An 11,977-nucleotide genomic window follows, 5' to 3' on the forward strand; every position below is an offset into this window, starting at 1 on the left:
CCGCCGTGACCACCCGACTCGACCACGTGGGCGTCAACGTACGGGATCTGGCGGCCCAAGTCGCGTGGTACCAGGGCGCGTTCGGCCTCAGGACCGTCTTCGAGTTCCACCTCGAAGGGCCCGGTCTGCGCGGCGTGGTCCTGGAGCATCCGCGGGGCTGGCGCATCGAGTTGCTCGCCAGACCCGGCTCCGCCCCCGGCCTCCGCGCGCCGGACCCGCTGACCGCCGCCCTCACCGAGGGATACGGGCACTTCGCGGTCACCACCCCCGAACTCGACCCCGTCCATGGCGCGTTGGTGGCCCATGGCGCGGGCGAGGTCATGGCACCCGGGCCGTCCCCCGAGCCCGGAGTGCGCATGGCCTGGGTCAGTGACCCCGAGGGAAATCTCATCGAACTCATAGAGAAAAACGCAGAGTGAGGGCACGCACGATGACGGATTCGACCTCCTTGAAAAGACTGGACCCCGGAACACTCATAGCGTGCTGTCTCGCGGTAGCGGCGGCACAGTTGTGCATTACCGTTCCCTCGCCCATCAACGGAGAAATTCAGGCCGCATTCGGCGCATCGGGTTCCCAGGTCGCCTGGGTCACCTCCGCGTTCATTCTTCCCACCGCGATTCTGGAACTGAATTTCGGTGTGGTCGGCGATCTCTTCGGACGCAAGCGGCTGTTGGTGCTCGGCGGGCTCGTCCTGGCACTCGGTGAACTCCTCAACTCCACCTCGCAGAACATCACCATGATGTGGACCGGGCAGGCACTGGCCGGCATCGGCGCCGCCGCGCTGTTCCCCAGCTCCCTCGCGGTCATCGCGGCGGCCACACCCGACGGCAAGGACCGGGCGAAAGCCGTCTCCACCTGGGCATTGTCGATCTCCCTCGCCTCCGCGCTCGGTCCGCTGTCCTCCGGGATCCTCGCCACGGTCGCCGACTTCCGCTGGGCGTTCGTGCCGCCGGTCGTCCTCGGTCTCGTCGTCGCGGTCACCTCGTGGAAGCTCGTCACCGACTCGAAGGCGCCCGAGGGCCGCGCGCTGGACTGGCCCGGGCAGATCACCATCGCCGTCGGCCTCACCGCCCTGCTCTGGGGCATCATCGAGGGCGGCGACCGCGGCTGGGGGAGCGCGGCGATCGTCGGCTCGCTGGCCCTGGCGGCCGTCGCGCTCACCGGGTTCGTCGTCGCGGAGACCCGCGCGGCCTCGCCGATGTTCAACCTCGACCTGCTGAAGATCCCCTCGTTCGCGGCGGCGGCCGTCGTCGCCCTGGCCGGCATGTTCGGCTTCATCGGCACCGCCTACTGCGTCTCGATCCGCCTCGGCGCGGTGATGCACCTCAGCGCGCTGCGGGCCGGAATGCCGTTCGTGATCCTGCAGTTGATCCCGCTGCTGCTCGCGCCGGTGCTCAGCCGCATGCTCACCCGGATCGACGCCCGCTGGCTCCTGATGGGCGGGCTGCTGCCCATGGCCGCCGGACAGTTCTGGATCGCCGCACTGCCCATCACCACCACCTCCCTGGCCGCCTTCATCGGCCCGGTGCTGCTGCTCGGCATCGGCTTCATCTGCGTGGTCTCCTCGCTGACCTCCGCCGCCGTGAACGCCGTACCGATCAACATGACCGGCATGGCCAGCGGCGCGACCAGCCTGGTCCGGGAGTTCGGCCAGGGCCTCGGCCCGGCCGTGATCTCCACCATCGCGATGAGCCTCGCGTCCTCCGCCCTCGTCGGCAAGCTCAGCGGGGCCGACGCCGGCATGGAGAAGGCGGCCGGGCCGCTCGCCGTCGTCAACGCGGGCAGCGCCCAGGCCAAGGCCGCCGCGCAGACCGCGCTCGGCCACGGCATGGCCATCGGCGTGGTGATCTGCGGCTGCGCCTCACTGCTGGGCGCGGTGGTCACGCTGCTGCTGGTGCGGAAGAACACCGAGCGCGCGGCTGTGGGGGCGGGGGAGCCGTCGGTGCAGGCGGCCACCGCGTAACAGGTAAGTCGTACGGGTCGTAGGGGAGAGGCCGGGGCTTGTGCCCCGGCCTCTCCATTTTTTCTCGGCGGGGTGTCGATCCGGCTCGGTCGCGTTCGTCGGTGGGGTGTAGGAAGCTCATCGAGGACCGGGAGGACCCATGAAATACATGCTGCTCGTGTGCGGCGACGACACCGCCGACGGCTCCGGGATGGCACCTGTGGAACCCTGGGTGGAGGACCTGGGCGACCGGAACGTACGGCTGCACGGGCACCGGCTTGTGCAGCCCGCCGACGCCGTCACCGTGCGGGTGCGCGGCGGGGAGGTGCTGCGCACCGACGGGCCGTTCGCGGAGACCAAGGAGTACGTCGCCGGATTCGACATCCTGGAGTGCGACACCCTGGAGGAGGCCGTCGAGGCCGCCGCCAAGCACCCTGTGGCCACCATCGGCGCCATGGAGGTCCGCAGGTTCTGGGACGACGAGGACGCCGAGGCGGAGATCCGCGCGCTCGACGCCGAACTGACCGAGGCGGCCCGGGAACGGGACGTCGATCGCGCGCTGGCCTGCTATGCACCCCGTGCCGAGGTCTTCCACCTCGCCGAGGGTCACGAGCGGCAGGGCCTCGACGCCCACCGCAAGGCACTGCAGGACCTGTTCGCGTCGGTCACCGGGCCGGTGACCCGCGAGGTGCGGGACTTGCGCATCCAGGTGGACGAGAGCATCGGCTTCGCCCACTCCGTCGTGCGGCTGACCGGCACCCGCACCGACGGCACCCCGCTCGACGAAACGCTGCGCGTGACCACCGGCTACCGCGACATCGGCCTGCGGCGGCTGATCACTCACGAGCATGCCGTGTCCCTGAGGGAGGCGTGATGAGGTACGCCCTGTTGTTCTCCTCCCCGGCCGGGGAGGAGGAGCGGAGCCCGTCGGAGCATGCCGACGACCCGCGTTTCGCCGCCTACTTCGAGGAGGTGCGGGCGGGCCGGGTCACCGGAGGTGCACGGCTGCGGCCCTCCACGGACGCCACCACCGTGCGTGTCCGGGGCGACGAAGTGCTGCTCAGCGACGGGCCGTTCGCGGAGACGAAGGAATACCTCGCCGGCATCGCCTTCATCGACGTCGCGGATCTCGACGAGGCGATCGCCCTGGCCGCCAAGCATCCGGCCGCGTCCGACGGCGGCTCGGTCGAGGTGCGGCCGGTCTGGGAGTGAACGTGCCGGACGTCGAGGAGGCGGTCGCCGCCGCCTTCCGCGAGGAATGGGGCCAGGTCGTCGCCACCCTGATCCGGGTGACCGGCGACTGGGACCTCGCGGAGGAGTGCGCGCAGGACGCCTTCACCCAGGCACTCGACCGGTGGCGGCGCGACGGAATCCCGCGCCGCCCCGGTGCCTGGCTGACCACCACCGCCCGCAACCGCGCCCTCGACGTCCTGCGCCGGGAGGCGGTCGGGGCGGCGAAACTGCGGGAGGTCGCGGTGCTGGGGCGGGACGAGGGACCGTACGACCCGGAGTACGACGGCGACGACAGCGGCGTCGAGGACGACCGGCTGCGGCTGGTCTTCACCTGCTGCCACCCCGCGCTGCCCATCGAGGCCCGGGTCGCCCTGACCCTGCGCACGCTCGCGGGCCTGACCACCCCCGAGATCGCCCGCGCCTTCCTCGTCCCCGAGGCGACCATGGCGCAACGGCTCGTGCGGGCCAAGAAGAAGATCCGCAACGCCGGTATCCCCTACCGGGTGCCGCCCGCGCATCTGCTGCCCGAGCGGACGACGGGCGTGCTGGGGGTGGTCTATCTCCTCTTCAACGAGGGGTACGCGGCCACGTCCGGCGCCGAGTTGGTGCGAACGAACCTCTGCGCGGAAGCGATCCGCCTGGCCCGCGTGCTGTCCCGCCTGATGCCGGACGAGCCCGAAGTCCTCGGCCTGCTGGCCCTGTTGCTGCTGCACGACGCCCGGCGCGGCACGCGCGTGGACGCGTCGGGGGAGTTGGTGACGTTGGAGGACCAGGACCGTACGGCATGGGACCGCGCCGAAGTCGACGAGGGCGCCGCCCTGTTGGAGACCGCACTGCGCCGGGGCCGCCCCGGGCCGTACCAGATCCAGGCCGCGATCGCCGCCTGCCACACCACCGCACCCACGGCCGAGGACACCGACTGGGCCGATATCGCGGGCTTGTACGGCGAGTTGGAGCGCTTCGTGCCCTCCGCGGTGGTGCGCCTGAATCGGGCGGTGGCCGTGGGCATGGCCCAACGCCCGGATGTGGGACTGGAGTTGGTGGACGAGTTGGAGAGGTCGGGTGAACTCGCCGACTATCACCTGCTGCCCGCGACCCGCGCCGATCTGCTGCGCCGCAGCGGTCGTACGGCGGAGGCGGCGGTCGCGTACGAACGGGCGTTGGAGCTGGTGGAGAACGCGGCGGAGCGAAGGTTTCTGGAGAAGCGGCTCGCGGAGTGTCGATCCGCGTAGGGGGTGTTCGTCGGTGGGGTGAAAGCAGCCCATGACACCGGAGGTTCCGATGACCGCCCTCGCACTCCTGCACCGCGCACGGCAGGTCCTGGCCCGGCTGGCCGCGGAGGAGCCGGAACCCGGCACCCCTGAGGTCTGGCTCGCGGGGCTCCGGCTGGGCGGCTGACCGGGGGTCGTCCTCAGCGGACGTCGAGCAGGCTCGCGAGGAGGTGGAGTCGCTCGGCGTCGAGGCTGCCTTCCGCCGCGGTGCAGACCATGAGCGCGGGGCCGGGGTTGCCCGGTATCGGGTAGGCGTCCCAGTCCAGGTTGAGTTCGCCGACCCGGGGATGGTCGAGGCGCATCTGGCCGCGGGTCGGTTCCTCCACGTCGTGGAGGGCCCACAGAGCCGCGAACTCGTCGCTGCGGACGGCGAGTTCACCGATCAGCTCGACGGCGCGGGGGTTCCCCGGATCGGCGGCGACCTGTGTCCGCAACATCCCGATCAGCTCCGCGACGGTGGCCGCCCTGTTCGGGCAGGTCCGGTCGGCCTGGGGGTGCAGGAACAGGGCCAGCATGTTCCGTTCCTTCTGGGGTTGGCGGGTGAAGTCGCCCAGCAGGGCGCCACCGAGCGGGTTCCAGGCCAGCACGTCCAGGAAACGGCCGACGACCAGGGCGGGCGAGGTCATGGTGTTCAGCAGTCGCAGCGTGGTGTCGGGTACCTCCTCCGGCTCGTACGAACGCGGCAGTTGGACCGGCGTACGTGCGGCGGTGGCGAGGCTGTGCAGGTGGCGGGTCTCCTCGGCGGAGAAGTTGAGGGCGCGCGCCAGAGCGTCCAGGACCTGTTCGGAGGGGCGTACGTCGCGGCCCTGCTCCATGCGCTGGTAGTAGTCCGAACTCACCCCCGCCAGCAGGGCCAGTTCCTCGCGCCGCAGTCCCGCGACGCGCCGTCGCGGGCCGGGTTCCAGGCCAACGTCCTCCGGCCGCAGCCGAGTTCGGCGGGTGCGCAGGAACTCCGCGAGTTCGCGTCGGGGATCGTCGCTCATGGCGTGGGAGGAGTCGTTCACCGCGCCAGTATGCCGTCGGCGCGGCCCGCGAGGGTGGGTCTGCCGGACCCAGGAAAAGGAGAACGACCGCGATGTCGCGTGCGGGGGCCACCATCGGATCAACCACACAGCAGGTCACGGAAGGAACAGCGACATGAAGGCCGTTCAGATCACGAGTTTCGGTACTGCGGACGTTCTGCGGGTCAACGAGGTGGACCGTCCCGCTCCCGGCTCGGGTGAGGTGCTGGTGTCGGTCGAGGCGTCCAGCGTGAACGGGCACGATGTGATCGTCAGGTCGGGGGAGTTGAAGATGGTGTCGGGGCGCCGGTTCCCGATCGGTGTGGGGCTGGACTTCGCCGGCGTCGTCGCCGCGACCGGCGCCGGTGTCGAGGGCTACCGGGTCGGGGACCGGGTTTGGGGCATGGTGCACCCCCGGCAGCGGCACTCCGTCGCCGGGGCGGCCGAGTACGTCGTGGTCTCCGCGGAGCGCGTCTCACACGCCCCGGCGGACCTCTCGTCGGTCGAGGCGGCCTCCCTGGTCGTCGCGGGTTCCACGGCACTGATCGCGCTGCGCGACAGTGTGCGCCTGGTGAGCGGCGAGAAGGTCCTGGTCCGGGGCGCGGCCGGCGGAGTCGGCACGGCAGCCGTGCAGTTGGCGCACGCGATGGGCGGCCATGTGACCGCGCTGGCCCGCGACCGCCACGCCAAGATCATCACCGGCCTCGGCGCCGACGAGGTCCTGGACTACGGCTCCACCACTTCGGACCAGATCGGGCCGTTCGACGTCATCGTCGACACCGTCGGCACCGAACTGCACTGCTACCGGGGCCGGTTGGCCAAGGGCGGCCGGATGGTCACCGTCGGACTGTCCCCGTCCGCCATCGCCGCGATCGCCGCGTCGAGCGTGCACGGCTCCCGCCGCATCCGCACCTTCAGCGCCAACCCCGAGACCCCCGTGCTGCGCGACGTGGCCGACCGGGTCACCTCGGGCGCGCTGCGTCCGGTGATCGACAGTGTGTACCCGCTCGCGGACATCGCCGCGGCGCACCAGGCGTTCGAGCGCGGCGGCGTCGTGGGCAAGCACGTGGTGACGGTGCCGCGCAGCTCCGTCTGACGGAGTCCGGTCAGCGGGGATCGGTGCGCAGGTCGATGCCGCGGTCGTGGGCGTCGGCGGTCACGATCCGCGTCGCCATCCGCGACAGCCGCTTCCGGTCGGTTGCGGGAAGCGGCTCGACACACCTCTCGATCCGCTCGGCGAACCGGGCGGCGACCTGCTCCACGAGCTGTCGGCCGGTGTCGGTGATCGACACCTGGAACGAGCGGCGGTCGACGGTGCTGGGCGTGCGGGTGACCAGGCCCCGGCGCTGGGCGCGGTCGACGAGACCGGTGATCGAGGACTTGTCGAGGCCGAGGTGACGGCCGAGTTCGTTCATCGTCGGTTCGCGGTCCCGCAGTATCCCGAGCAGCCGCGTCTGGGTGATCGACAGGTCGTGCTCCCCGGCGAGCTCGGCCAGCGCGTTCTGCACGAGGAACGACAGCTGGGCGAGGGCGTCGACCAGGCCGAGGTCCTCGGTCGGCGGGGGCGGGGTGTCGTGCGCTGAGGTCATGTCCCGGATTCTACTTGCAAAGGTACGTGGCACCTACTAATTTGATTGGTGTCACGTACTAAAACCTACGTGGCGCCCACTAAATCCCTCGTGCCCTGTGCCCTGAATCCGATCCGAGGAGACCTTCATGGACATCCGCGCCGCCGTCGTCCAGTCGTACGGCACCCCGCCCCGCTACGAGCCCTTCGACCTGCCCGCGCCGACCGACGAGGACCAGGAAATCGTCGACGTCCTCGCCGTCGGCCTGCACCCCCGCGTCCGCACCGGCGCGTCGGGCAACCACTACACCAGCACCGGCAAGCTGCCGATGGTCCCCGGAGTCGACGGGGTCGGCCGGCGGGCGGACGGCCGCCTGGTGTACTTCGTCGCCGACGACGAGCTCGTCGGCCCCATGGCCACCCGGACCGTCATCGACAGCCGGCACAGCATCCCGCTGCCCGACGGCGCCGACGTCGTGAAGATCGCCGCCGCGATGAACCCCGCCATGTCGTCCTGGGTGGCGCTGCGCCGCCGCGTCCCCATCGAGGCCGGGCAGTCGGTGCTGATCCTCGGCGCCACCGGCAACGCCGGACAGATGGCCGTCCAGGTCGCCAAGCGGCTCGGCGCCGGGCGGGTCGTCGGAGCCGGACGTGACCAGGCCCGGCTGGCGACGCTGGCCGGGCTCGGCGCGGACGCGACCGTCGCGCTCACCGACGACGCCGACGCCACCGCGACGGCGCTGGCCAAGGAGGCGGCCGAAGTCGACCTGGTCATCGACTACTTGTGGGGCAAGCCGGCCGGCGACGCGATCATGGCGCTGCTGCGGGCCCGCGCCGACCGGAGCCGTGCCCTGAACTGGATCCAGATCGGCGCCATGGCGGGCCCGACCATCGAACTCCCGTCGGTGGCACTGCGTTCGGCGAACTTCCGGCTCCAGGGCAACGGCCAGGGCGCGGTGTCGACCAGGACGTACCTGGAGGAACTCCCGTCCCTCGTCGAGGAGATCGAGAGCGGCGGCATCGCGGTCACCGCCAAGGCGGTACCCCTCACCGACGTCGAGAGCGCCTGGAACGCGCCCGAGGTCCCGGGCGTACGCACCGTCCTGGTGCCCTGAACTCGCCCCGACCGTCATGCAGTTCGTACCGGAATCACCCAAGGAGCCTGGAGCCATGTCCCCCACCACAGACACCGATGTCATCATCTGCGGCACCGGCGCGGCCGGTCTGACCCTCGCCCTCGACCTCGCCCGCAGGAACATCGCCTTCCTGCTGATCGACAAGGCGCCGCACCCGTTCGTCGGCTCCCGCGGCAAGGGGATCCAGCCCCGCAGCCAGGAGGTCTTCGAGGACCTCGGCGTGATCGACCGGATCGTCGCCTCCGGCGGTGAGTATCCCGTCCAGCGCGTCTACACCGCCGACGGGCCCATCGACCAGGTCGGCGTGGAGATGTCGGAGCCGACGCCCGAGGAGCCGTACCAAATACCCTTGCTCGTCCCGCAGTTCCTCACCGAGCGCCGGCTGCGCGAACGCCTCGCCGAACTCGGACACGCCCCGCACTACGGCCACGAACTCGTCGGCTTCGACCAGGACGGCGACGGTGTGACCGCGCGCATCGCCACCCCGGACGGCGAACAGGCCGTGCGGGCCAGGTACTTGATCGGTGCCGACGGCGGATCGAGCTTCGTCCGCAAGACGCTCGGGATCGGCTTCCCCGGCAAGACCCTCGGCGTACGGGCGATCGTGGCCGACGTGTACGTCGACGGCGTCTCGCCGGACGCCTGGCACCGGTGGGGCGAGGACACCGCAGGGCAGGTCTCGATGTGCCCGCTCTACGGCACCGACATGTTCCAGCTCCAGGCCCCCGTACCCTTCGACGTCGACCTGGACCTCTCGGCCGAGGGGCTCACCGTCTTCTTCCGCGAACGCACCGGCCGCGACGACGTAGTGATCCGCTCCGTGTCCTGGGCGTCCGCGTTCCAGATGAACGCCCGGCTGGCCGACTCGTACCGACAGGGGCGCGTGTTCCTGACCGGAGACGCGGCGCACTGCCACCCGCCGACCGGCGGACAGGGCCTCAACACCAGTGTCCAGGACGCCTACAACCTCGGCTGGAAGCTCGCCGCCGTGCTCGACGGCGCCCCGGATTCCCTGCTGGAGACGTACGAGCAGGAACGCCGGCCCATCGCCCAAGCCGTCCTCGGCCTCTCCGAGAAGCTGCTCGAAGCGGCCAAGAACCGTGACATCCACCGGGGCCGAGAGGTCAGCCAGCTCGACCTCGGCTACCTCGACTCGCCCCTGTCGCTGCACACCCCCGAGCGCGACAAGGGCGTATTGGCCGGAGACCGCGCGCCCGACTCGCCCGTCACCGGCGCGGGCGGCCTCCCCACCCGCCTGTTCAGCCTCTTCCAGGGACCCCACTGGACCTTGCTCGGCCACGACGTCGACGGCACCTCGGTCCCGGCAGCGCGCGCCGGCCTGCACATCCACACCATCGGCGCCCGGGGCGACATCGTCGACAGCGGCGACCGTGTCCAGAACGCCTACGGCCTGTCCGCCGAGCAGTGGGTGCTCGTCCGCCCGGACGGATACGTCGCCGCCGTGCTCGGCACCGCCGAACTCCCGGCCGTAGAAGCCTATTTGGACACCGTCGGCGTCCGCCCCGTCGCGGTGACGCGACCCACCACCACGGAAGCGAGCACCGACATGCCCACAGAGACCTCTGCCGACAGCACCGGCACTCCCCGTACTCGACGGGAGCACCGACAGGCCCGAACCGCCGCCGAGCAGCGGCTCGCCACCGCCCAACGCGAACTCCACCAGCTCTCGCGCCAGGTACAGCGCGACCTGCGCAGCGTTCGACGGCATGGCGAGACCACCGCCATCGTCGCCCGCTCGAACTTCGCCGAACTCGCGGTGAAGAGCATCAACCGGCTGACCGCGAACTTCCGCACCGACCGCACCGATCAGTAGGGCCGCACTCCTCGCCCACGACGGCCGGTGTCGCCCAGGACGCCGGCCGTCACGTCGCGTCGAGGGCGTTCGTGATCGCCTTCACCCCGCCGTGCGCCGCGTACCCGCCGTCGACGGTGATCTCCGCGCCGTTGACGTACGACGCCTCGTCCGACAGCAGATAGACGACCAGCGGCGCCACCTCGTCGGCCGTGCCCGCCCGGCCCTGTGGGGTCAGGGACAGGTGAGCCTGGACGAACACCGGGTTCGCGGACGCCATCAACGGGGTCTCGATGTAGCCGGGGTGGATCACGTTCGTACGGATGCCGCGCGGGGCCAGCTCCAGCGCGGCCACCTTCGACAGGCCGCGCAGCGCCCACTTGCTCGCGGTGTACGCCACCGCGTGATGCGCGGTGAGGCCCGCGACCGAGCCGACGTTCACGATGGACGAACCGGCCGGCATCAGCGGGGTGAGGGCCTGGATGCCGAGCAGTGCCCCCGTGGTGTTGACCGCGAACGCCCGGTTCCAGTCGGCGAGTTGGACCGAACCGAGGCGGGCGCGCATGGCAATGCCCGCGTTGTTGACCAGGCCGTGGACTTCCGTGACGGAAGCCGCGAGGTCTGCCCAGTCGTCCTCGGACGACACGTCCAGGTGCCGATAGGTCACGTCCAGGCCGTCGCCCCGGAGTGACGCGGCGAGCTTCTCGCCCGCCTCGTCCAGGACGTCGGTCGCGATCACCGTCGCGCCCTCCCGGGCCGCGGCCGCGACCTCGGCGGCTCCCTGGCCCTGCGCGGCCCCGGTGACGACGACGGTACGGCCGGCCAGACGCGTGCGGCTCACGGTTCCTCCAGGGGGTGCGGGCTGTCTCCCGTCCACGCTAGGAAGCCGGGGTCAGCTCCGGAAACGCACGATCGGCATGGGTGGCATCCGCGCCGGCGATCTCGCGCACCACCGGGTCGTCCAGCGCCGCGGCCACCTCGCGGACCGTCTCCCGCAACCAGCGGTGCGCCGGGTCCGCGTGCCGGTTGTGGTGCCAGTACATGGCCTCCACCAGCGGTACGTCCGGGAAGGGCGTCGGTACGACGGCACAGCGCGCGAAGCCCTCGTAGCGCCGGGCGAGCCGCTCGGGGACCACGGCGACCAGGTCGGTGCCGCCCACCAGGAACGGCAGCACGTTGAAGCCGGGCGTGCTGACCTGCACCTGGGGCGTGATGCCCAGGGTCTCCAACTGCCGGTCGGCGGGCGTGAGTTTGCCGATGACGCAGGCCGCGTGGGGCATCTCCGCGAGGTCGCGCAGCGAGAGCCGCCCGTCCACCAGCCGAGGGTTGTCCGGGTCGACGATGCACACGAACCGGTCGTGCATCACGGTCTCGCTGACGCCCGGCAGCTGATAACCGAGCGGCACGATCATCAGGTCGTGGCAGCGCAGATGGGTCTCCGTCTCCAGCTGCCCGATGACGATCGGGTGGAAGTCGATCCGGATGCCCGGGGCCTCCTGCGCGAGGGCCCGCAGCAGCGGTTCCATGAACACCGTCATCACGTAGTCGGACATCACGACCGAGAACCGCTGCCGACTGCGCGACGGGTCGAAGTGCCTGGTCAGCGACAGCGCCTCCTCCGCCTTGTGCAGAGAGGACCGGACGACCGGAAGCAGCCGCTCCGCGAGCGGGGTCAGCTCGTACTCGCGGCCCACCCGCACCAGCAGCTCGTCGTTGAAGTGCCGCCGCAACCGGGCCAGGGAGCCGCTCATCGCGGACTGGCTGGTGGACAGCCGCACCCCCGCGTGGGTGACGTTCTTCTCCTCCAGGAGGGCTTCCAGAGCCACCAGAAGATTCAGGTCGATTGCTCCCAGACCCATGCGTGTGTCCTTCCGGCCGCGTCGTTGAAGCTCGGTGAAACCGGAGCGTAACGACCGGGTACCCGCCGAGGAAGGGGCTGGGGGAGAAGTCACAGGGATCCGATAGCTCCCATCGGATCCCTGGATGTGTGCAGGTCGGAGGGTTCTCTGGCGCT

12 protein-coding genes are annotated in these 11,977 nt (G+C 70.9%); 8 read left to right on the forward strand and 4 right to left on the reverse strand.

Going from position 1 to position 11,977, the window contains the following annotated elements:
• The first annotated feature begins 5 nt into the window (after positions 1-5).
• From ACGFY9_RS16155 to ACGFY9_RS16175, 5 genes are all read left to right on the forward strand, one after another.
• Positions 6-419 (forward strand): VOC family protein, encoded by a 414-nt coding sequence (locus ACGFY9_RS16155; protein WP_366430328.1) that lies wholly within the window; start codon positions 6-8, stop codon positions 417-419.
• Between the two features lie 11 nt (positions 420-430).
• Positions 431-1,963 carry an MFS transporter gene (locus ACGFY9_RS16160; protein WP_393754577.1) on the forward strand — a complete coding sequence of 511 codons (1,533 nt, stop codon included), beginning with the start codon at positions 431-433 and terminating at the stop codon, positions 1,961-1,963.
• Positions 1,964-2,102: 139 nt separating this feature from the next.
• Complete coding sequence (locus tag ACGFY9_RS16165) at positions 2,103-2,816, forward strand: YciI family protein (RefSeq protein WP_393754579.1); 714 nt, start codon at positions 2,103-2,105, stop codon at positions 2,814-2,816.
• Entirely contained in the window at positions 2,816-3,154 is a 339-nt protein-coding gene (locus tag ACGFY9_RS16170; RefSeq protein ID WP_393754581.1) for a YciI family protein, read from the forward strand. Before ACGFY9_RS16165 ends, ACGFY9_RS16170 begins: the two co-directional genes overlap by 1 nt.
• Entirely contained in the window at positions 3,151-4,407 is a 1,257-nt protein-coding gene (locus ACGFY9_RS16175; protein WP_393754583.1) for an RNA polymerase sigma factor, read from the forward strand. The genes ACGFY9_RS16170 and ACGFY9_RS16175 overlap by 4 nt, the downstream gene beginning before the upstream one ends.
• Positions 4,408-4,586: 179 nt before the next feature.
• On the opposite strand, the gene ACGFY9_RS16180 is transcribed toward ACGFY9_RS16175, so the two are convergent.
• Entirely contained in the window at positions 4,587-5,429 is an 843-nt protein-coding gene (locus ACGFY9_RS16180; RefSeq protein ID WP_393755252.1) for a helix-turn-helix transcriptional regulator, read from the reverse strand.
• A 154-nt stretch (positions 5,430-5,583) separates the two neighbouring features.
• Here ACGFY9_RS16180 and ACGFY9_RS16185 point away from each other — a divergent pair, with 154 nt between their 5' ends.
• A complete protein-coding gene (locus ACGFY9_RS16185) occupies positions 5,584-6,543 on the forward strand; it encodes an NADP-dependent oxidoreductase (protein ID WP_393754585.1) in 960 nt (319 codons plus the stop codon).
• Between the two features lie 10 nt (positions 6,544-6,553).
• On the opposite strand, the gene ACGFY9_RS16190 is transcribed toward ACGFY9_RS16185, so the two are convergent.
• Positions 6,554-7,036: a MarR family winged helix-turn-helix transcriptional regulator gene (locus ACGFY9_RS16190; RefSeq protein ID WP_393754587.1), complete on the reverse strand. Its 483-nt coding sequence runs from the start codon at positions 7,034-7,036 to the stop codon at positions 6,554-6,556.
• 127 nt (positions 7,037-7,163) lie between these two features.
• Between ACGFY9_RS16190 and ACGFY9_RS16195 the strand changes: the two genes are divergently transcribed.
• Both ACGFY9_RS16195 and ACGFY9_RS16200 read left to right on the forward strand, forming a co-directional pair.
• Positions 7,164-8,129, forward strand: coding sequence for a zinc-binding dehydrogenase (locus tag ACGFY9_RS16195; protein ID WP_393754589.1), 966 nt, complete (start codon positions 7,164-7,166; stop codon positions 8,127-8,129).
• Positions 8,130-8,184: 55 nt separating this feature from the next.
• Entirely contained in the window at positions 8,185-9,984 is a 1,800-nt protein-coding gene (locus tag ACGFY9_RS16200; RefSeq protein WP_393754591.1) for an FAD-dependent oxidoreductase, read from the forward strand.
• Between the two features lie 49 nt (positions 9,985-10,033).
• Here the strand turns inward: ACGFY9_RS16200 and ACGFY9_RS16205 are convergent, their stop codons facing one another.
• A complete protein-coding gene (locus ACGFY9_RS16205) occupies positions 10,034-10,804 on the reverse strand; it encodes an SDR family NAD(P)-dependent oxidoreductase (protein ID WP_393754593.1) in 771 nt (256 codons plus the stop codon).
• 37 nt (positions 10,805-10,841) lie between these two features.
• Entirely contained in the window at positions 10,842-11,822 is a 981-nt protein-coding gene (locus ACGFY9_RS16210; protein WP_393754595.1) for a LysR family transcriptional regulator, read from the reverse strand.
• Positions 11,823-11,977: the final 155 nt, after the last annotated feature.

Source organism: Streptomyces sp. NPDC048504, from assembly GCF_043200035.1.
Taxonomy (GTDB): domain Bacteria; phylum Actinomycetota; class Actinomycetes; order Streptomycetales; family Streptomycetaceae; genus Streptomyces.